This window comes from Aquitalea sp. ASV15 (assembly GCF_016429115.1).
GTDB classification, from domain to species: Bacteria; Pseudomonadota; Gammaproteobacteria; order Burkholderiales; family Chromobacteriaceae; genus Aquitalea; species Aquitalea magnusonii.
Window position 1 is genome coordinate 1 of the sequence record NZ_JAELTZ010000012.1, and the last position, 20,044, is coordinate 20,044.

Sequence of the window (20,044 nt, forward strand, 5' to 3'; positions counted from 1 at the left end):
AGCAAGGGGCTGTCGCCGGGGACGTGGCTGTGCTCGCACCACAGCAGGGTATCGTCACGCCATAGTTCGCTGGCTTGCTGCCACAGGCCGCGATTGAAAGCTGCACCACTGGCCGGGCGTCCCAGGCAGATCACCTCGCCCGCCAGCAGGCGGGCATCGCCATGCAAACGGAAGACGTTGTCCAGCCGCACGCTACTGCCGGCAAACAATATGGTTTCCTGCGGCAGCCATTCCAGCAGGCTGCCTGACTGCTGGCGCACTTGCAGCTGCTGGCCGGCCTGCCGAGCAAAACTGTCATACCATTTGGCCGCGCCAGGGCTGGTGAGCAGTACCTGGCTGCCTGCGGCCAGGTCAATGTCCAGTGTCAGCGTATCCCCACCGGCCATACCACCGGGCGGATGCACCACAATGTGCTGGCACTGGCCATGCGCGTCGATGAAGTGCTTTTGCACCCGCAACGGCCCCTGGTGACGTCGATGCACCGGCACTGTGCGGCCCTGCACTACGGCATAGCCCAATTCCAGTGCGGCATGCCAGCCGGCTTGCAAACCGGCGGGCAAGGGAATGGCCATGCTCAGCGCATTCGGATTCATCAGCAGTCAATCAGCAAGGAGAATGGGGAAAGACACAGCAATTAACATGCCGGTTCAGATGGCCAGCAGTGCGCGCACACCGTCCTGCGCCATGTCGGAACCAGCTCCGCAACGTATCACCTCGCCGCGTGACATCACCATATAGCGATCGGCCAGTGCTTCGGCAAAGTCGTAGTACTGTTCCACCAGCAGGATGGCCATGTCGCGCCGCGCTGCCAGGTTACGGATGACTTCGCCAATCTGCTTGATGATGGAGGGCTGGATGCCTTCAGTAGGTTCATCCAGCACCAAGAGCGAGGGCTGGCTGACCAGTGCCCGGCCAATGGCCAGTTGCTGCTGCTGGCCGCCGGACAGGTCGCCGCCACGACGCTGGCGCATGTCGTACAGCACCGGGAACATCTCGTACACCGAGGCTGGAATGTCACGCCCGGCCTTGCCGCCAAAGCGCGCCAGCCCCATGCGCAGGTTCTCTTCCACGGTCAGCCGGCCAAAGATTTCCCGCCCTTGCGGCACATAGGCAATGCCACGCGCCACGCGCTGGTGCGGCGCACAGCGGCTGATGTCCTGCCCCTGCCAGCGAATGCTGCCGCTCTTGATCGGCAACTGCCCCATCAGGCAGCGCAACAGGGTGGATTTACCCACGCCATTGCGGCCAAGCAGGCAGGTGACCTGGCCGATTTCGGCTTGCAGGCTGACGCGGCGCAGAATGTGGCTGCCGCCGTAGTATTGGTCCAGTTCTTGTATGTCCAGCATGTCAGCGCCCCAGATAGACTTCGATCACCCGTTCATCCGCCTGCACTTGCTGCAAGCTGCCCTCGGCCAGTACCGCGCCCTCGGCCAGCACCGTCACCTTGCCGGCAATGCTGGCGATGAAATCCATATCGTGTTCCACCACCATCAGCGAATGCCTGCCCTTGAGGGTGAGCAACAGCTCGGCGGTCTTTTCGGTTTCGGCATCGGTCATGCCGGCCACCGGCTCGTCCAGCAGCAATAGCTGCGGCTCCTGCGCCAGCAACATGCCGATTTCCAGCCACTGCTTCTGGCCGTGCGACAGCAGACCGGCCTGCCGCGCCCGCTGCTCGCCCAGGCGGATCAACAGCAGCAGTTCGTCGATACGGTCACGCTGCTGCCCGGTCAGGCGAGCGCGCAGGCTGGCCCATACCGAACGCGGCCCGGCCAGTGCCAGCTCCAGGTTTTCCTGCACTGTCATCGCCTCGAACACTGTCGGTTTCTGGAACTTGCGTCCTATGCCCAGCTGGGCAATTTCCGCCTCGGAATGCTGGGCCAGATTGATGGTCTGGCCGAAAAAGGCCGAGCCGCTATCGGCACGGGTCTTGCCGGTAATCACGTCCATCATGGTGGTCTTGCCAGCGCCGTTGGGGCCGATGATGCAGCGCAGCTCGCCTACGGCAATGGACAAGGACAGTCGGTTGAGCGCACGGAAACCGTCAAAGCTGACGCTGATGTCGTCCAGATACAGGATCTGGCCATGGGTGACATCCACCCCCGGCTGCAACAGGCGGCCGCTGGCCGGGGTATCTCCATCCCAGCTTTCACGCTGTACCGCTTGCGAAGTAGTGACGGACATCATGCGTTCTCCTTGTGGCGGCGCAGCAGGCCCAGCAGGCCGCGCGGCAAAAACAGCGTGGTGGCAATGAACAGCCCACCCAAAAAGAACAGCCAGTATTCGGGAAAAGCCACGGTGAACCAGCTTTTGGCTACATTGATGAAACCCGCGCCCAGTACCGGGCCGATCAGGCTGCCACGCCCGCCCACCGCCACCCAGATGGCAATTTCAATGGAGTTGGCCGGTGACATTTCCCCCGGATTGATAATGCCCACCTGCGGCACGTACAGCGCCCCGGCCAGGCCGCACAACATGGCGGACGCCACCCAGATGAACAGCTTGTAATACAGCGGGTTGTAACCGCAGAACATCAGCCGCGACTCGGCATCGCGAATGGCGGTGAGGATGCGGCCGAACTTGCTGTTGACCAGCCAGAAGCCGGCCGCCAGCGCAGCCACCAGCAACAACACGGTCAGCAAAAACAGCGTGGCGCGGGTGCCGGGCGCGGCAATGCCGTAGCCGAGGATGCGCTTGAAGTCGGTAAAGCCGTTATTGCCGCCAAAGCCGGTTTCATTACGGAAAAACAGCAACATGGCGGCATAGGTGAGCGCCTGGGTCATGATGGAAAAGTACACGCCCTTGATGCGCGACCGGAAAGCCAGCCAGCCAAACACCAGCGCCAGCAGGCCGGGCACGCCCACCGCCAGACACAGCGCCCAGGCCAGATGCTCGCTGCCCTGCCAGAACCAGGGCAGGGTTTTCCAGTCGAGAAACACCATGAAGTCGGGCAGGTCGCTCTGGTAATTGCCGTCATGGCCGATGGCACGCATCAGGTACATGCCCATGCCGTAACCGCCCAGGGCAAAGAACAGGCCGTGGCCCAGGCTGAGCAGGCCGGTATAGCCCCACACCAGGTCCATGGCCAGCGCCACGATGGCATAGCACAGGATCTTGCCCACCAGCGTCAGGGTGTAGGCCGACACATGCAGGCTGCTGGCCGGGTCGGTCCACACATGCAGGGCGGGCATGGCCAGTAGCAGCGCCAGGATGGCTGCGCCTGCCAGTTTCAGCGGTAGTGGCCCGATACGGTGGGCCAGCCGCAGGGAAAGTGCGGTTTGCATGATGATGCTCCTAGTCCAGCACCCGGCCCTTGAGGGCAAACAGGCCTTGCGGACGCTTCTGGATGAACAGGATGATGAAGCCGAGGATGAGGATCTTGCCCAGCACCGCCCCCAGCGACGGTTCCAGAATCTTGTTGACGATGCCCAGGCCCATGGCCCCGGTGACGGTACCGGCCAGTTGGCCTACTCCGCCCAGCACCACCACCATGAAGCTGTCCACGATATAGCCCTGCCCCAGCTCCGGGCCGACGTTGCCGATCTGGCTCAAGGCCACCCCGCCCAGCCCGGCAATGCCGGAACCCAGACCGAAAGCCAGCATGTCCACCTTGCCGGTGGGCACGCCCACGCTGTCGGCCATACGGCGGTTTTGCGTGACGGCACGCACAAACAGGCCCAGCCGGGTTTTGTTGAGCAGCAGCCAGGTCAGCACCAGCACGCCCGCAACAAAGGCGATGATGGCCAGCCGGTTATACGGCAGGGTGAGCGCCGGGGTGATTTCCCAGCCGCCGGACAGCCAGGACGGGTTGGCCACTTCCACGTTCTGCGCGCCAAACAGCATGCGCACCGCCTGGATCAGCATCAGGCTGATGCCCCAGGTGGCCAGCAGGGTTTCCAGCGGGCGGCCATACAGATGGCGGATGATCAGCCGCTCCAGCGCCATGCCGATGACAAAGGTGACGGCAAAAGCCACTGGCAGCGCCGCCAGCAGATAGGCATCGAAAGCGCCCGGCCACCAGCTGCGGAACAAGTTCTGCACCACATAACTGGCGTAGGCGCCGATCATCAGCATTTCGCCATGCGCCATATTGATGACGCCCAACAGGCCATAGGTGATGGCCAGGCCCAGAGCGGCCAGCAGCAGTACCGAGCCCAGGCTGATGCCGCTGAAGGCATAGCCCAGCATGTTGTAACGCCACTGGCTGGACTTGATGTCAGCCATGGCCTGACTGGCGGCGGCGCGCACGCTGGCTTCCGGCTCGCTGCCGGCTACCGTCAGCGGGGCCAGCAGGCTGAGGGTGGCCGGGTCGGCACTGTCGGCCAGGGTGTGGATGGCATTCAGCCGCTGTGCGGCATCCGGGCTGGCCAGTTGCAAGCGGGCGCTGGCCATGTGCAGGGCCTGCTTGACCTGGCTGTCCTGTTCCTGCTGTTGCCGGCTCAGCAGCAAGGGCAGCAGGCCGGGGTTGGCACTGTCCTGCAAGGCCTGGATGGCGCTCAGGCGCTTGCTGCGGTCCGGGTCGGCCAGATCACCAGCCGCATGAAACGCCTCCAGCGCGCTGCGCACGCTGTTGTTGACCGGCAAGGCATCCAGACTGGCGGCATCACCTGCTACCGGCTGGCCGTTGTCTACATCGCTGAGCTTGCCGTCCGTCCCTTGCAACAGCACATGGTTGCCATCGGCGCTGGTAAACAGCCTGCCCTCTTCCAGCGCGGCAACTGCCTGACGGCGCGGGCCATCGGCCTGCACCGTCCACTGGGTGATCAGCCCGGCACGGTCGGCCGGGTCGGCATGGGCCAGCTCGGTCAGCGGGCTGGCCGCCACCAGGCCGCTGTACAGCAACAGCAGCAGGAGCAAGGGTTTGAACAATTGCATGGTGCTTTCCTTACAGGATATGCCCGCCACCACCCGGACAGGGCAGCAGCGGGCAAGGGCGTGCGTCGTCCCGTGCTGTGCCTGAAACAATCAACAAGAGCGGCTGATAAACAGGCGCAGCAGGGATGTTGTCAGCCGCTGTTACTTGCTCTTGACCGGGGTGTCGGGCTTCTTGTCATTCCCTGGGATAAAGGGGCTCCACGGCTGCGCGCGGATCGGGGTCTTGGTTTTCCACACCACCGAGAACTGACCGTTGGGCTGGATTTCGCCAATCATCACCGGCTTGTGCAGGTGATGGTTTTTCGGGTCCATTTCCAGAGTGAAGCCGGACGGGGCGGCAAACTTGATGCCGGCCATGGCCTTGGTGACGGCGGCGACATCGGTGGTGCCGGCTTTCTTCACCGCCTCGGCCCACATATTGATGCCCACATAAGTGGCTTCCATCGGGTCGTTGGTCACCAGCTTGTCGGCATTGGCCAGGCCCTTTTTCTTGGCCCAGGCGCGATAGTCGGCAATCCACTTGCTGTTCACCGGGTTCTTCACGCTCATGAAGTAGTTCCAGGCGGCCAGATGGCCCACCAGCGGCTTGGTGTCGATGCCCTTGAGTTCTTCCTCACCCACCGAGAAGGCCACCACCGGCACGTCGGTGGCTTTCAGGCCCTGATTGCCCAGTTCCTTGTAGAAGGGCACGTTGGAATCGCCATTGATGGTGGAGATGACGGCTGTCTTGCCGCCGGCGGCAAACTTCTTGATGTTGCCGACGATGGTCTGGTAATCACTATGCCCGAAGGGGGTGTACATCTCCTGGATGTCCTCGTCCTTCACCCCCTTGCTGTGCAGGAAGGCACGCAAAATCTTGTTGGTGGTGCGCGGGTAGACATAGTCGGTCCCCAGCAGGAAGAAGCGCTTGGCACCGCCGCCTTCCTTGCTCATCAGGTATTCCACCGCCGGAATGGCCTGCTGGTTGGGCGCAGCCCCGGTGTAGAACACATTGGGCGACATTTCCTCACCCTCGTACTGCACCGGGTAGAACAGCAGGCCGTTCAGCTCCTCGTACACCGGCAGTACCGATTTGCGTGAGACCGAGGTCCAACAGCCGAAGGTCACGGCTACCTTGTCCTTGCTCAGCAGTTGACGCGCCTTTTCGGCAAACAGCGGCCAGTTGGAGGCCGGGTCCACCACCACCGGTTCCAGCTTCTTGCCCAGCACGCCGCCCTTGGCATTGATCTGGTCGATGGCAAACAGCGCCATGTCCTTAAGCGAGGTTTCCGAAATGGCCATGGTGCCGGACAGGGAGTGCAACACCCCTACCTTGATGGTGTCGGCGGCAAAGGCCGGCATGGACATGAGGCCGGCGGCGGCCAGAACCAGCGGAGCGGACTTCAGAAAAGTGCGACGAGTGCTTGCCATGTGATTCCCCTGATGATTGGTATGGATGTTGCGCTGCGTCATCAGAGTACGATCCACGCCCGGCCAGCAAAATACGTTACATGACGTAGCAGCCTGCGCAGGGCGGTACAGCCGCAGGCTTGCCGTACCGCCATGCCCTTGTGCTAGGCTGTCTCTCCCCCTTGCTACCGGAGCTGTTCATGCTGCCACGCAGCGCCTGGCGTGATTTCACCGCCGTCATCTTCAGCGTGGCCCTGCTGGGCCTGGGCCTGGGCAGCACCATGCCGCTGACCGCCCTCACCCTGACCGCCCGTGGCTTTAGCCCGGAAGTGATCGGCTGGACCGTGGCGGCCAGTGCCGTGGGCGGCGTGCTGGCCACGGTGGCAGCCCCGGCGCTGGCGCTGCGGCTGGGACGGCGCAATGTGATGCTGGGCTGCCTGCTGCTGGCGACACTATCCGTCATGCCGCTGCAATACCTGGACAGCATTGCCGGCTGGCTGCTGGCGCGCATGCTGTTTGGTGCTGCCATGGCCCCCTTGTTCGTACTGGGCGAAAGCTGGATCAACACCCTGGCAGCCGACCATACACGTGGCCGCATCGTGGCCATCTACGCCACCTGCTTCACCGCCTGCCAGGTGCTGGGCCCCTTGCTGACCGACCTGCTGGCCCGCTGGCCACAGCAGGCTTTTCTCTGGTGTGGCGCGCTGTTCCTGCTGGGCGTTCCAGGCATCATGCTGGCCCGGCCAGAGCAGCGCACCGACATGCATGCGGACCACCCGCAGTCCGCAAGGGCCGACAAGGCCAGCAGTAGCGGCTGGCTGGAGATTGTGCGGCGTGCACCCGCCATCCTGCTGGGCACGGCGTTTTTTGCCTCGTTCGACACGGTGATGCTCAGTTTTCTGCCACTGGTGGCCATGGAGGGTGGCATGAGCCAGAGCCGCGCGCTGGCCTCCGCCTCCATCCTGCTGGCGGGCGATGCCACCTTGCAGTTTGGCATTGGCTGGCTGGCCGACCACCTTGGCCGCCGCCGGGTACATCTGCTGTGCGGAGTGCTGGTGTGCCTGCTGCTGCCCTTGCTGCCGTGGATGATGCAGCTACCGCTGCTGTGGGAGGTCTATCTGTTTGTGCTGGGTGGCTGCGCCGGTGCCATCTATACCTTGTCCATGGCAGCCAGCGGCGAATTGTTCAGCGGCGCGGCGCTGTTACGCATTTCCGGGCTGATTTCGCTGTGCTGGAATGCCTCCAGCAGCCTGGGCCCGGCTGCCACCGGTCTCTTGATGCAGCATGCCGGTTCGGCCTGGATGGTGGCCGTGCTATGGGCCATCGCCCTGCTGTTTGTTGTCAGCGGCTGGCGGCAAGCGGCTGCCACAATAGCAAGCGCCCGACACTGAGCGCTTGCCAATGCACTGACTTTTTCGCAGGCTGGACGCCTTGACGGTTTTCAACGGAATTCACCATGCAGCCAGCCAGACAACCATTGCGGCTACGCGCCCTGATTGCCCGTGAATGGCAGCAATTACGCAGTTTTCAAGCCAGCGACCGCCCCTGGCAGATGCCGCTGACCGCCGCGCTGGCCACCGGCCTGCCGCTCTTGATTGCCGCCTGGACCGGCCACCTGGCCTTTGGCCTGCTGTCGTCGCTGGGTGGCATGGCTTTTCTCTACCTGCCCGCCACCCCCATGCACCATCGCATGGTCACCATCATGGCCTGCAGCTTTGGCCTGATCGCCAGTTTCACCCTGGGCCTGTTAAGCCAACTCCTACCACTGGCCACAGCCCCGGTGCTGACGGTGATTACCATTCTGGTGACGATGATCTGCCGCTTTTACCGTCTGCCACCGCCGGGCAGTTATTTCTTCGTGATGGTGGCCGCGCTGGCCGCCTACACCCCGGTGCCCCTGCTGGAAATACCGCTACGGGTTGGCCTGCTGGCCATGGGCAGCCTGCTGGCCTGCGTGCTGGCCTTCGGCTATAGCCTGCATGTGTTGCGCTGGCGTACACCCAGACCGGTGCAGCCTTTGCCGGCGCCGGATTTCGACTTCGTGGTGATGGATGCACTGATCATCGGCCTCACCGTCGGCCTGTCGCTGCTGCTGGCCGAGTGGCTGCAGCTGCAACGCCCCTACTGGGTGCCGGTGAGTTGCCTGGCCGTGCTACAGGGTGCCAGCCTGCGCGCGGTGTGGAACCGCCAGTTGCAGCGGCTGCTGGGCACGGCACTCGGGCTGTTGCTGACCTGGGGGGTATTCAGCCTGCCGCTGAACGCCTGGTCGGTTGCCTTGCTGGTGATGCTGTTCACGGTGGTAGTGGAAACACTGGTGGTGCGCCACTACGGCATGGCTGCGGTGTTCATCACACCCATGGCAATCTTGCTGGCCGAAGCAGCCCATCTGGGTCAGGGCTCGGCCTTCCCCCTGATCGAGGCCCGCTTCTACGACACGCTGGCGGGCGGCCTGGTGGGCCTGCTGGGTGGACTGGCCCTGCACCTGCCACCGTTGCGACAGGGCATCAGCCGGCTGATTCTGCGTGTGCTGCCGGTGAAAGACGCCAGCTGAGTCAGTCCCGGTGGTCCTGGTGCTCCAGCGCGTCGGCATCGGCCTGCAGCCGGCTGCGCACAAAGTCGATATGGCCGCGCAGCTCGTACAGCAAATCACCAAAGGCCGCCGGTACCGTAATCTTGCTGACCGTGGCATCCACATGGGCCAGCCGGCGTAGCAATTCTTGCTGTTTGCCCGGCACAGTACGCTGCGCTACTGCCTCGCGCTCGATATCAAACAACACCCGGTACCAGCGATTGATGCCGGACTGGATGCGCCAGCGGTAAATGGCCGGTGCCACCTTGAGCGCCGGTATCAGCAACAGCACCAGGGGCAGCATCACTGCCAGCGCCCGCGCCACCAGCCCGGCCAGCCAGAAGGGGAAGGTACGGTACAGCAGACTTTTGCCAGAGGCGTAGTAACGCTGGGCATCCGGGCTGAGGCGGATTTCATGCTCCACCAGCACCGGAAACTCGCCCGCTTTCTTGAACAGGCCGGGCTTGCCATGGACCTCCCGCGCGGCATCCAGCAGCAGGTCGGACAGCGCCGGGTGCAGGCCGTCACGGGCAATCAGCTCCACGGTGGGACCAATCAGCTGGGTATCGCTTTCGGGAATATCCTTGCCCAGATCCAGCCCGCCGCGCGGCAGGGTCAGTTTGTTCAGATAGCTGACCCGGCGGGCATAGGCGTCCGCCTGGACAAAGTTGAACAAATGAATGTCCGGCGTGTGCAAGAGCTGACGCAACAGGTCGGTGGAGGTGGAATCGCCCATCACGAACAGCGCATCCACCTGCTTGTCCAGCAAGGACTTGACGGCATTGCCCGGCAGCGCGTCGAGCAAGATGGTCTTCCCGCCCGCTTCGATGCCATTGAGCTTGAGCAGCGCCAGCGCCAGGGTGTGAGTGCCGCTGCCCGGTTCGCCGATATCCAGCCGCATGCCCTGAAAGTCCGACAGCAAGGTCTTGGGCGCGCCACGGTAGAACACCATCAGCGGCTGATAGGAAATGCTGCCCAGCGACATCAGCCGGCTGCCATCCACCCCGCCGGCCTCGCCGCCCAGCACAAAACCCACATCCACCGCCTGACGCTTGTCCAGCAGGCGATGCAGATTATCCAGCGAGCCGCCGGAAGGCAGTATCTTTACCTTCACCCCCTCGCGCGCCAGGATGGCCTGATAACGCAAGGCGGTTTTCTCGAATACGCTGCCCGGTGGTCCGCTGGCGATGGTGAGGCTGGTCGGTGCCGCGGCATTGGTCAGCAGCAGCCCCAGCAGCATGATGGCCACGCCAGCCAGCACAATCATGAGCATGGACAGCACCAGGCCGCGCCCGAACAGGGCATTCAGCCGGGCGGCCAGACGGGAAAACAGGCTGCGGGGAGAGAACAAGGCAAGACTCCTGACTGGGAACGGCCTGCGCAACAGGCAGCATGGCCGGACCGCCGCAATCTACCACGGCTGCCCCGCCGCCGCGACCCTGGCCGGCGCGAGGCCGGGTATGATGGCGCTTGACTTCGAGTGCACTCCAACTTGCAGACTGCCCCCATGACCACACTCAGCATCCGCCAGATGGCCCGCCTCAGCGGACTGTCAGCCCATACCCTGCGCTATTACGAGGACATCGGGCTGATCGATCCGGTGGCGCGCAGCAGCAGCGGCCACCGCTGCTACGGCGAGCACGACCAGCGCTGGATTGCCTTCCTGCTGCGTCTGCGTGCCACCGGCATGCCGATACAGGACATGCTGGCCTATGCCACGCTGCGCCGTAGCGGCAATCAGCTGGACAGTGTGGTCGCGCGTCAGCAGATGCTGCAACAGCATGTGCTGACATTGGAAAACCGGCTGGCGTCACTGCAAGACAATCTGAGCATCATGCGCGACAAGGTGGCCTTCTACACCGGACTTGCCAGCGCCTTGCAAGCGGACGCACAGCCTGACAGCACAGGAGCAGACCATGACCAACCCTCTTTACCAACAAGGCTGGAACCGCCTGCGTGAAGTCGACGCAGAGGCAGGCGAACGCGTGATTGCCAGCTTGCAGGACATCAGCCCGGACCTGGGGCGTTACATCATCGAATTCGCTTTTGGCGAGGTGTATTGCCGCCCCGGCCTGAGCCTGCAACAGCGCGAGCTGGCCACCATTGCCGCACTGACGGCACTGGGCAATGCCACACCGCAGCTGAAGGTGCATATTGCCGCCGGGCTCAATGTCGGGCTGAGCCAGCAGGAAATCCACGAAACCATCCTGCAGATGGCGCTGTACGCCGGTTTTCCGGCCGCACTCAACGGCATGTTTGCGGCAAAGAGGTATTTGCCGAACATGACGGCTTGCGAAGTAACCGTTTCGGGCTAACAAACGCTGCGCAAACCGCGTAGCGCAGCCTGCCGCGGGAGGGGGTTAGCGGACCTTAAGCATGCCCGCGCCCCAGCGCCATGGCGGCGGCAGCGGTGCGGGTTTCCACCCCCAGCTTGGCAAACACATGCTCCAGATGCTTGTTGACCGTGCGCGGGCTCATGCCCAGGATGTCGGCAATATCGCGGTTGGTCTTGCCCAGGCTGAGCCAGTGCAGCACTTCGGCTTCGCGCTGGGTCAGGCGGAAGGCCGCAATCAGTGCCGCCAGCGTGGCTTGCAGCCCTTCTTCGCGCAGCACCACCAGCCATTCCGGCTCGCCGGGAGTCAGATGGAAGCTGGCCAGCAGCTTCTGCCCGGCTTCGCCCGGCCATTGCCCGGGCAGATCCTCGCCTTGCAGCCTGGCCTGCTGCGCCAGCGCGGCCCAGCGCCACAGTGCTTCGGGTGCCTGTTGATCCTCGACACCGAAATAGCGTTGCAATAGCTGCCGGGCCAGCGCGGTTTGCCACACCAGCCGTCCGCTGTCCGGGTTCAGAGCCAGGGTGGCCTGACCAAAAGCATCCAGCGCGCTGCTGGCCTGTTGCAGCTGACGGGCATTGGCGGTGTGGGCGGCAATGCGTGCCAGCACTTCCGGCGGGCGCAGCGGTTTGGTGACATAGTCGGCCCCGCCGGCGGCAAAGGCCGCCACCACGTGTTCGCTGTCGGTAAGGCCGGTCATGAACACGATGGGAATGGCGCGGGTGACAAAATCCTGCTTCAGGCGACGCGCCACTTCAAAGCCGTCCATGCCTGGCATCACCGCATCCAGCAATATCACATCGGGCAGGCTCAGCCTGGCCCGCTGCAAGGCGGCTTCGCCATGGGTGGCCACCAGCACGGTATGGCCTGCTGCATCCAGTGCATCGTGCAGTAATTGCAGATTGTCCGGCACATCATCCACGATCAGCACCAGGGCACTGCGATTTGCCGCCTGTTCCATCAATCTTGCTCCATCAATCTATCGCCTCTTGCTGCTGCAACAAGCTGCGCAGCGCATCAAACTGAAAGGCCGCTGCCAGGCCCTGGGCGCGGCGCAGGAATTCGCCATGCTCGGCCGCCAGTTCGGACAAAGTCTGCAAGGCCGCTTTCACGCCCTTGGGGTAACCCAGCTCCAGCGCCTCGCGCAGGGGGCGCAACAAGGCAGCATCCGGCAGGGTAAGGCTGGCGGCGCTGGCATGCAGGCTTTGCAGCGTGGTGCCAATTTCAGCCACGGGCTGGCTGTCAGTCTGCCACTCCAGCTGCAAGCGCCTGCCCAGCCAGTCGAGGATGTCATCGAGGCGGATGGGTTTGACGAAGAAATCGGCCGGCAGAATGCCGACATCGTTGTCCTGCCCCTTTTCAAAGGCATTGGCCGAGATGATGGCCAGGGCGGCGGCATCTGCCATGCCTGCCTGCGCCTGACGAATGGCGCGCAAGGTTTGCCAGCCATCCATGCCGGGCATGGCCAGGTCCATGAACACCGCATGCGGGCGGAAGGCCGGCAGCTGTGCCAGACAGTCCTCTCCGCTGCTGGCCTCGGCCAGCTCAAAGCCCAGCGCGTGCAGCATGTGGCGCAACATGGTGCGGTCCACCGCCTCGTTGTCCACCAGCAGCACCCGGCGGCGCGGACCCAGATAGCCGGTGCGCTGCTGGCGTGGCAGGGCCTGTTCGGCTTGCTGGCCGTGCAGGGCAGGCAGGAACAGCCGCACGGTAAACAGCGCGCCCTGCCCCGGCGTGCTGTCCAGGCGGATTTCCCCACCCATCAGGTCGGTCAGCATCTTGCTGATGGTCAGGCCCAGCCCGCTGCCGCCCTGCTGCGACTGCTTGCCACGTTCAAACGGTTCAAACAGCCGTGGCTGGTCGGCCGGGGCAATGCCCGGGCCGGTATCGCGAATGGTGAAGGTGGCCATTTCACGCTGGTAGCGCAAGCCCAGGCTGACCTCGCCACGCTCGGTGAACTTGACCGCATTGCCCAGCAGATTGATCAGGATTTGCCGCAGCCGCTTTTCATCCGCCCGTACCACCGTTGGCAGCTCGCCTTGCGGGACAAAGCTGAAATCCAGCCCCTTTTGCTGCGCTTGCAGGCTGAACATGGCCACCAGCTGCTGCATGAAGGCGGTGAAGTCCAGCGGGCGCATGTCCAGCGTCAGCTTGCCGCTTTCGATACGGGCAATGTCCATGGTGCCTTCAATCACCGACAGCAGGTGGTCGCCACTCCTGCGCACCACCTCCACCGACTGGCGCGCCGCCGCTGGCAGGCTGGCATCAGCATGCAGGATTTGCGCATAGCCCAGAATGCTGTTGAGCGGAGTGCGCAACTCGTGACTGATGGTGGTGACATAGCGGCTCTTGGCCTGATTGGCCTGTTCGGCCGCTTCCCGCGCTTGTTGCAATAGCTGGTCGGTCTGGCGGTGCAGGTCGATTTCACGCTGCAGCAGACCGGTCTGGCGGCGCGATTCCTCCTGCGCCACCTGTCGGCTGTTATGGGTCAGCACCATCCACCAGGCCAGCACACTGCTGGCCAGCAACAACACGGCAAACAGGCGGAACAACAAGCCGCCCAGCCCGGCCACCGCACCTTCCTGCACGGCAATGAAGTACAACAGGCCCAGCAAGAGCAGCCAGAAAGTGCTGATACCGGCCATCAGCAATAAATAATGCCCCAGCCCGCGTTGCAGATAAGGCTGCAAGCCGCGTGGCAGCAGCCGCTGCAACAAGCCCTGCCATTGCGCCGCCAGCGTGGCCTGCGGCTTGCACAAATCACCGCAGCGCACGTCCAGCGTGCAGCACAGCGAACAGATATGCCCCTGATACGCCGGGCAAACCACGATGTCCTCGGCCTCGTACTCGCGCTGGCACAGCACGCAGCGGTGATGGGCGTGCGTACTGGCCGAAGGTCGGCGCGCCAGGTAGTAACGCCCGCCGCTCAGCCAGGCAAACAAGGGCGAGAGCAGCAGCGCCGCACACATGGCCACCAGCGGTGATAGCGCCTGTGCCACCTCGCCTAAAACCCCCAAATGGGCGGCCACCGCCAGCAAGGAGGCCAGCGTCATTGCCCCCAGCCCCACCGGATTGATGTCGTACAGATAGGCCCGGCGAAACTCGATGCCGCGCGGGCTCAGGCCCAGCGGCTTGTTGATCAGCAAATCCGCCACCACGGTCATGATCCAGGAAATGGCGATATTGCTGTACAAGGCCAGCACCTGACCCAGTGCCTGGAAGACTTCCAGCTCCATCAGCAACAGGGCAATCAGGGTGTTGAACACCACCCATACCACCCGTCCCGGATGGCTGTGGGTGAGGCGGGAAAAGAAATTGGACCACGCCAGGCTGCCGGCATAGGCATTGGTGACGTTGATTTTCAGCTGGGACACGATGACAAACAGCGTGGTGGCGGCAATGGCCAGCTTGCCGTCGCTGAACACGTGGGAATAGGCAATCAGATACATCTGGTTCGGGTCCACCGCCTTGGCCAGCGGCACCGCATTGCGCAGCGCCAGCCAGGCCAGCAGCGCACCGCCCAGCATCTTGGCCACGCCCGGCAATACCCAGCCCGGCCCGCCCAGCAGGCAGGCCAGCCACCAGCTACGGGCATTGCCGGCAGTGCGCGGCGGCATGAAACGCAGATAGTCGGCCTGCTCGCCCATCTGGGTGATCAGCGCAATGCCCACGGCAAAAGCTGCACCAAAACGGCGCAAATCAAACTGCATGCCTGCACCCTGCCCACCAGGGTAATGCCACAGCCCTTGCAGGACTGCGGGTTCCTGCCACAGCAAACAGGCATAGGGCAATACCAGCAGCAGCAACCACAAGGGTTGGGTCCAGCTTTGCAGACGGCTGATGGCGGTGACGCCGTGGGTGACCAGCGGCAGCACCAGCAAGGCACACAGCAGGTAGCCCGCCACCGGCGGAATGCCAAAACCCAGCTCCAGCGCGTAGGCCATGATGGCCGCTTCCAGCGCAAAAAAGATGAAAGTGAAAGAGGCGTAGATCAGCGAGGTAACGGTGGAGCCGATATAGCCGAAACCCGCACCACGGGTGAGCAGATCCATATCCACCCCGTAGCGGGCGGCATACACCGAGATGGGCAGCCCGGCCAGCAGGATCACCAGTCCGGTCAGCAGGATAGCCAGCAAGGCATTGAAAAACCCGGCTTGCACCAGCATGGTGGCACCCACGGCTTCCAGCACCAGAAAAGACGCGGCACCGCCCAAGGCGGTATTGGCCACCCGCCACAGCGACCACTGGCGAAAGCGGCGCGGGGTAAAGCGCAGGGCGTAGTCTTCCAGCGATTCACGCGCCACCCAGCTGTTGTAGTCACGACGCAGCTGGATGACATGCTGGGGTGGCGATGGCGGCTCTGCGGACACGGGGCAATCCTGTTGGCGATGACCTGCAGGGCAGATGCAAGAAACCTGCCAGCCCGGCTTGGCTAGCCTCCAGCAGGCCAATGGTGCAGGCGGGCCAGCATCATGCTGAAGCCTGGTCCGGCACCAGCTGCAGATAGCCGTCCACCAGCGCCAGCAAAGCTGCCGCCGCAGGGGTGGGGCTGTCGTGACTGGCCAGATACACCCGGCGGCGCGGGCCATCAAGCACCGGCCGCGTCACCAGCCCGGCATGCTCCCCGGCCCCCAGCGCCGGCACCATGCCCACCGCACAGCCAGCACGCACCAGGTCCACCAGCATGTCGGCATGGTTCACCTCGAACGTCACCCGCCGCTTGATGCCCAGGGCGGCAAACGCCATATCGGTCTGTTGCCGCGGGCCGCTGCCGGCCGGCCAGTCCACCAGCGTGCAGCCAGCCAGCTGTTGCAAATCCAGCTGCGGCAAGGCGGCCAAGGGGTGATCCGGGTGCAGCAGGGCCAGCAGGGGTTCTTCCCACAGCAGACGGGCATCCAGGCCCAGTACCGGCTCGCCCGGCCATACGCCGAGAAAGGCCACGTCAATCTGCTGCAAGCGCAGCTCTTCCATCATCACATCGCTCATGCGCATGGCCAGTTGCACATCCACCTGCGGATGGCGGCGGTGGTATTGCGCCAGCAGGGCCGGCAAATCCAGCCGGCCAAGCGTGGAGATACTGCCAATGCGCAGGCTGCCGCGGATTTCCCCGGTGGCGGCCGCCATTTCGTCCTCCAGCCTTTGCGCCGCTTCGCGCACCTGACGGGCATGCCTGACGAAGGTGAGCCCGGCAGGGGTCAGCGTGACCTGGCGCGAGGTGCGCTCAAACAGCCTGGCACCAAACTCCTGTTCCAGCCGGGCAATCTGGTGGCTCAGCGCCGATTGCACGGTATGACAGCGCTCGGCGGCACGGGTGAAGTTTTCTTCTTCGGCCACCGCCAGCACGTAATCAATCTGGCGCAAGTTCATTCAATCCATCTCGTTTCACGATGAAAAACATGAAAACAATACATTGGAGTCATTCTTTAGGCCAGTAGATACTGCCCCGGCATGCATTAAAAGCCGCTGACAAAACAGCGTAGCGTCCCTGGAGCAAGGCGCACCGACGCCGACACTACACAAAAGTACGGCAAGGAGGCGCAACGCAGCAGCAGGGTTTTTGTTAGCGGCTCTGACCACACCCTGCGCAGCCACACCGAAAGCACACACATGCACACCACCCACACCCTTCCCCACTCCGGCCAAGCACATGGCGGGCTCAGCCCGCTGTTGATGTGGCTGATGACGTTAGCCACCGGCCTGGCCGTGGCCGGTAATTATTACGCCCAGCCCTTGCTGCCGGAAATCAGCCGCGCGCTGGGCATTCGCGCGGCCAGTGCCGGCAGCATCATCACCACGGCACAACTGGGCTATGCCCTGGGTTTGCTGCTGATTGTGCCCTTGGGCGACATGCTGGAGCGGCGGCGACTGATCATCAGCATGATGCTGCTGGCCAGTTGCGGCCTGTTGATCAGCGCCACGGCGGGCAGCATCAGCCAGCTATTGCTGGGCACCGCCATGGCCGGTGTGTGTTCGGTGGTGGCGCAAATCCTGCTGCCGCTGGGTGCCAGCCTGGCCAGCGAAGCCGAACGCGGCCGGGTGGTGGGCACCATCATGAGCGGCCTGCTCACCGGCATTTTGCTGGCGCGCACCGTGGCCGGCAGCCTGGCCGACCTGGGTGGCTGGCACACCGTGTACTGGTGCGGCAGCGGCGGCATGCTGCTGATGACGCTGGTACTGGCCCGTCAGCTGCCGCACACGCCTGCCACAGCGGGCTTGCGCTATGGACAGCTGCTGCAGTCGGTGTTGCGCCTGTTTGTGGAAGAACCCAGCCTGCGTCTGCGCGGCCTGCTGGGCGCCATGTCCTTTGCCACCTTCAGCGTGATGTGGACTTCGGTCGCCTTCTTGCTGTCTGCGCCGCCGTTTGGCTACTCCAACAGCACCATCGGCCTGTTTGGCCTGGCGGGGGCCGCCGGGGCCTTGTCGGCCAATATCGTGGGACGGCTGAGTGACCAGGGCCGTGGTGCGCTGGCCTCCCGGCTCAGCCTGGGTCTGATGTTGCTGGCCTGGTTGCCGCTGGCCTTGGCACCGCACTCGATTACCGCCCTGCTGCTGGGCATCCTGCTGCTGGACCTGGGTGTGGCGGGCTGCCATGTCAGCAATCAGGGGGCGATTTACCGCATCCGGCCGGAAGCGCGTAACCGGCTGACCTCGGCCTATATGACCAGCTATTTCATCGGCGGGGCGGCCGGTTCGCTGGCATCCGCCTGGGCCTATGGCCACTGGGGCTGGACGGGCGTAGTGCTGACCGGCGCAGCGTGCAGCCTCACCGGCGTGTGCGCCTGGGCCTTGTCCGGCCCGCGCTATCAGGGCCTGGCGACGGGGGGTGCCAACAGCTGACAGTCATGGTCCTGCACATCCCCTTCGGAGGAGGCAAAGTTACCGGCCAGCACATCCGCCTTGCTGGCCAGTAGCCAGAAGCCCGGCCCGTCGGCCAGGCGGGTGGCAATCACCGCCAGCGTGTAGCTACCCATCTGCCCACTGGCGCCGGCCACCTCATCGGCCAGCAAGCGAAACGGTTGCACGCCATCCAGCGTGTCACCCGGCACGGCACGCGCCAGATAGGCATGGCCGTTGATGCCACCAGGCAAGGGTTGCCACTGCGGGCCAATGCCGGCTTGTTGCAAGCGGGCCGGCAGTTCTGGCCGGACGCAGGAAACATGGATATGCAGCTGGTTCTGGCTGCGGCCCCATTGCGAGTTCACCGTCAGCGCCAGCGCCTCGCGCGGCAAGGGGCTGCCGTGCAGCCGCTCCATCCACCGCCCTGCCCGCCAGGCGGCGGCCCAGTAGTCCGGGGCATCCGCCTGCAATAGCAAGGGGCTTTCAATACCACTGACCCGTGCGGTAGGAATCAACAGATATTGCAGCACACCGTGGATGTCCTTGAGCACGGCATACCCCTGTGCCTCGCCCTGCGCCATGTCAAGTTGGGCACACGGGGCCGGGTCCTCTGCCTGCTGCCAGTGCGGCACACATTGCTGATGCACGATTTGCCACAAGGCATCGGCATTGGCGGCATGCACCGCCCACGACACCAGTAAGCCCAGCAGCGCCAGCGCGGCACTGCCGCGGAAGATTTTCACCGTCATGGAATGGTGCTTTCGCCAGAGGAAAAACCGCATGATCAATCAAGCAGGTGACAAACCGTCGCTCAGCGCGGCGGCAGCAGGCTGGGCAGCGGCCAGCGCTTGACCGTCCACCAGGCATAGCCGCCCAGTGTGGCCGACAAGCCCAGCGACACCACGAAATAACCGGCCGGACCGATGGCGGCCATCACCGCCGAGCACAACAGCGGCCCCAGCGTGCCCCCCAGCGCATACACCATCAGCAGCGAGGCACTGACCTCCACCCGATGGCGCGCTGGCATGGCATCGTTGGCGATGCCGCTAAGCGTGCCGTAAAAGGTAAAGGCCACCGACACATACACCATCACCAGCGGCAGCATCCAGCCGGTGTTCAGCAACTGGGTCAGGATCAGCGACAGCACCGCCACCACCAGCGCGCAGCGCGCCAATAGTGTGGCGCGGTCGCTGCTGTCAGCCCATTTGCCCATCGGCCATTGCAATAGCGGTGCCGCCAGCAAGGCCAGGCCCATGAAGCTGGCAATGTCCGCGGGCGTGCGGCCGGACTGGCTGAGCATGGCCGGCAGCATGGTATAGAAGGCACTGTTGAAGCAACCGGCCAGCAAGGCTCCGGCCAGACTGAGCGGGGCACGCCGCCCCAGCAGGCGCAGGGTGCGCATGGCCCGCGCCAGCACATTGCCCGGCGGCTGTGCCGCCAGCACTTGCGGACGCTGCTGGGTCAGGGTGACCGGGATGATGGCCAGGGCAAACAGCATGGCCACAATGATGAAGGGCCAGCCAGCCTGGCTGAACGGCAGCTTGAGCAGCCACTGGCCGGCACTGGCGCCCAGATAGCTGATGATCAGGTACAGGGAAAACAGCTGGCCGCGCTGGCTGTTGCTGACACAACCGTTAAGCCAGCTTTCCACCACCATGTAGATGCCCACCATGGCCAGACCATTGCCCAGCCGCGCCAGCAGCCACAGCCAGGGCGTGGTGAACAGCGCCTGGCACAGGGTCAGCACGCAGATGATGGCGGTGAGCGCGGCAAAGGCACGGTGATGGCCATACTGGCGGATCATGCCGCTGCAAAAGAAACCGCCCATGAAAAAACCGGCATAGTAGGCCGACTGCACCATGCCGGCCACCGCTACCGGCACGCCATTGGCCAGCAGGCTGAGCGAGGTTTCGGTGCTGCCCAGCGCATTGCCCACCACCAGCAAGGCATAGGCCAGCAACAGGCTGGCCACCGCCCGCAGCATGCTGCGCCAGCTACGCTCCACCACCGTCAGCCCATCCATGCGCATGCCACCCCTTGTCACGCC

At 64.0% G+C, this 20,044-nt stretch carries 16 protein-coding genes and 1 pseudogene; 5 read left to right on the forward strand and 12 right to left on the reverse strand.

All coding sequences use genetic code 11. The features are described from left to right. From JHD64_RS07085 to urtA, 6 genes and pseudogenes are all read right to left on the reverse strand, one after another. A partial coding sequence (locus JHD64_RS07085) for an urease accessory protein UreD (protein ID WP_233170381.1) occupies window positions 1-593 on the reverse strand: 593 nt, incomplete at its 3' end. 54 nt (window positions 594-647) lie between these two features. After that, window positions 648-1,346, reverse strand: coding sequence for an urea ABC transporter ATP-binding subunit UrtE (gene urtE, locus JHD64_RS07090; RefSeq protein ID WP_199052759.1), 699 nt, complete (start codon window positions 1,344-1,346; stop codon window positions 648-650). A 1-nt stretch (window position 1,347) separates the two neighbouring features. Then, the gene (gene urtD, locus JHD64_RS07095) at window positions 1,348-2,184 is read right to left on the reverse strand and encodes an urea ABC transporter ATP-binding protein UrtD (RefSeq protein WP_233170382.1); all 837 of its coding nucleotides are present in this window, start codon (window positions 2,182-2,184) and stop codon (window positions 1,348-1,350) included. Further along, complete coding sequence (gene urtC / locus JHD64_RS07100; protein ID WP_199052760.1) at window positions 2,181-3,281, reverse strand: urea ABC transporter permease subunit UrtC; 1,101 nt, start codon at window positions 3,279-3,281, stop codon at window positions 2,181-2,183. The genes urtD and urtC overlap by 4 nt, the downstream gene beginning before the upstream one ends. A gap of 10 nt (window positions 3,282-3,291) precedes the next feature. Further along, window positions 3,292-4,872 (reverse strand): urea ABC transporter permease subunit UrtB, encoded by a 1,581-nt coding sequence (gene urtB / locus JHD64_RS07105; RefSeq protein WP_199052761.1) that lies wholly within the window; start codon window positions 4,870-4,872, stop codon window positions 3,292-3,294. A gap of 141 nt (window positions 4,873-5,013) precedes the next feature. Further along, window positions 5,014-6,201 (reverse strand): annotated as a pseudogene (urtA, locus tag JHD64_RS07110) (urea ABC transporter substrate-binding protein); the annotation flags it as partial. Between the two features lie 260 nt (window positions 6,202-6,461). Between urtA and JHD64_RS07115 the strand changes: the two are divergent. Both JHD64_RS07115 and JHD64_RS07120 read left to right on the forward strand, forming a co-directional pair. Beyond that, the gene (locus JHD64_RS07115) at window positions 6,462-7,652 is read left to right on the forward strand and encodes an MFS transporter (protein ID WP_199052763.1); all 1,191 of its coding nucleotides are present in this window, start codon (window positions 6,462-6,464) and stop codon (window positions 7,650-7,652) included. Window positions 7,653-7,717: 65 nt separating this feature from the next. Further along, window positions 7,718-8,812, forward strand: coding sequence for an FUSC family protein (locus JHD64_RS07120; RefSeq protein ID WP_059286987.1), 1,095 nt, complete (start codon window positions 7,718-7,720; stop codon window positions 8,810-8,812). A gap of 1 nt (window position 8,813) precedes the next feature. Here the strand turns inward: JHD64_RS07120 and JHD64_RS07125 are convergent, their stop codons facing one another. Further along, the gene (locus JHD64_RS07125; protein WP_199052764.1) at window positions 8,814-10,181 is read right to left on the reverse strand and encodes a TAXI family TRAP transporter solute-binding subunit; all 1,368 of its coding nucleotides are present in this window, start codon (window positions 10,179-10,181) and stop codon (window positions 8,814-8,816) included. A 156-nt stretch (window positions 10,182-10,337) separates the two neighbouring features. Here JHD64_RS07125 and JHD64_RS07130 point away from each other — a divergent pair, with 156 nt between their 5' ends. Both JHD64_RS07130 and JHD64_RS07135 read left to right on the forward strand, forming a co-directional pair. Beyond that, complete coding sequence (locus tag JHD64_RS07130; RefSeq protein WP_199052765.1) at window positions 10,338-10,790, forward strand: MerR family transcriptional regulator; 453 nt, start codon at window positions 10,338-10,340, stop codon at window positions 10,788-10,790. Continuing rightward, on the forward strand, window positions 10,747-11,145 hold the full coding sequence (locus JHD64_RS07135; protein WP_199052766.1) for a carboxymuconolactone decarboxylase family protein: 399 nt from the start codon (window positions 10,747-10,749) through the stop codon (window positions 11,143-11,145). The genes JHD64_RS07130 and JHD64_RS07135 overlap by 44 nt, the downstream gene beginning before the upstream one ends. A gap of 55 nt (window positions 11,146-11,200) precedes the next feature. Here JHD64_RS07135 and JHD64_RS07140 read toward each other — a convergent pair whose 3' ends face one another. The 3 genes from JHD64_RS07140 to JHD64_RS07150 all read right to left on the reverse strand — a co-directional run bounded on the left by JHD64_RS07140 (window position 11,201) and on the right by JHD64_RS07150 (window position 16,527). Then, window positions 11,201-12,121 (reverse strand): DNA-binding response regulator, encoded by a 921-nt coding sequence (locus JHD64_RS07140; protein ID WP_199052767.1) that lies wholly within the window; start codon window positions 12,119-12,121, stop codon window positions 11,201-11,203. Between the two features lie 13 nt (window positions 12,122-12,134). Next, window positions 12,135-15,530: an ATP-binding protein gene (locus JHD64_RS22455; RefSeq protein WP_199052768.1), complete on the reverse strand. Its 3,396-nt coding sequence runs from the start codon at window positions 15,528-15,530 to the stop codon at window positions 12,135-12,137. A 100-nt stretch (window positions 15,531-15,630) separates the two neighbouring features. Continuing rightward, window positions 15,631-16,527, reverse strand: coding sequence for a LysR family transcriptional regulator (locus tag JHD64_RS07150; protein WP_199052769.1), 897 nt, complete (start codon window positions 16,525-16,527; stop codon window positions 15,631-15,633). Window positions 16,528-16,839: 312 nt separating this feature from the next. Between JHD64_RS07150 and JHD64_RS07155 the strand changes: the two genes are divergently transcribed. Then, on the forward strand, window positions 16,840-17,997 hold the full coding sequence (locus JHD64_RS07155) for an MFS transporter (protein ID WP_255524333.1): 1,158 nt from the start codon (window positions 16,840-16,842) through the stop codon (window positions 17,995-17,997). Here the strand turns inward: JHD64_RS07155 and JHD64_RS07160 are convergent. Both JHD64_RS07160 and JHD64_RS07165 read right to left on the reverse strand, forming a co-directional pair. Then, on the reverse strand, window positions 17,964-18,746 hold the full coding sequence (locus tag JHD64_RS07160; RefSeq protein WP_199052771.1) for a CDP-diacylglycerol diphosphatase: 783 nt from the start codon (window positions 18,744-18,746) through the stop codon (window positions 17,964-17,966). The two genes, JHD64_RS07155 and JHD64_RS07160, sit on opposite strands and share 34 nt — an antisense overlap. A 62-nt stretch (window positions 18,747-18,808) precedes the next feature. Next, window positions 18,809-20,020, reverse strand: a complete 1,212-nt coding sequence (locus JHD64_RS07165) for an MFS transporter (protein WP_158527680.1) — start codon at window positions 20,018-20,020, stop codon at window positions 18,809-18,811. Window positions 20,021-20,044: the final 24 nt, after the last annotated feature.

What these genes read in the sequence shown, in the direction of transcription:
- urtE (WP_199052759.1), bottom strand. Translation starts at nt 1,346, where the DNA reads ATGCTGGACATACAAGAACTGGACCAATACTACGGCGGCAGCCACATT.
- urtD (WP_233170382.1), bottom strand. Translation starts at nt 2,184, where the DNA reads ATGATGTCCGTCACTACTTCGCAAGCGGTACAGCGTGAAAGCTGGGAT.
- urtC (WP_199052760.1), bottom strand. Translation starts at nt 3,281, where the DNA reads ATGCAAACCGCACTTTCCCTGCGGCTGGCCCACCGTATCGGGCCACTA.
- urtB (WP_199052761.1), bottom strand. Translation starts at nt 4,872, where the DNA reads ATGCAATTGTTCAAACCCTTGCTCCTGCTGCTGTTGCTGTACAGCGGC.
- JHD64_RS07115 (WP_199052763.1), top strand. Translation starts at nt 6,462, where the DNA reads ATGCTGCCACGCAGCGCCTGGCGTGATTTCACCGCCGTCATCTTCAGC.
- JHD64_RS07120 (WP_059286987.1), top strand. Translation starts at nt 7,718, where the DNA reads ATGCAGCCAGCCAGACAACCATTGCGGCTACGCGCCCTGATTGCCCGT.
- JHD64_RS07130 (WP_199052765.1), top strand. Translation starts at nt 10,338, where the DNA reads ATGACCACACTCAGCATCCGCCAGATGGCCCGCCTCAGCGGACTGTCA.
- JHD64_RS07135 (WP_199052766.1), top strand. Translation starts at nt 10,747, where the DNA reads ATGACCAACCCTCTTTACCAACAAGGCTGGAACCGCCTGCGTGAAGTC.
- JHD64_RS07140 (WP_199052767.1), bottom strand. Translation starts at nt 12,121, where the DNA reads ATGGAACAGGCGGCAAATCGCAGTGCCCTGGTGCTGATCGTGGATGAT.
- JHD64_RS07150 (WP_199052769.1), bottom strand. Translation starts at nt 16,527, where the DNA reads ATGAACTTGCGCCAGATTGATTACGTGCTGGCGGTGGCCGAAGAAGAA.
- JHD64_RS07155 (WP_255524333.1), top strand. Translation starts at nt 16,840, where the DNA reads ATGACGTTAGCCACCGGCCTGGCCGTGGCCGGTAATTATTACGCCCAG.
- JHD64_RS07160 (WP_199052771.1), bottom strand. Translation starts at nt 18,746, where the DNA reads ATGACGGTGAAAATCTTCCGCGGCAGTGCCGCGCTGGCGCTGCTGGGC.
- JHD64_RS07165 (WP_158527680.1), bottom strand. Translation starts at nt 20,020, where the DNA reads ATGGATGGGCTGACGGTGGTGGAGCGTAGCTGGCGCAGCATGCTGCGG.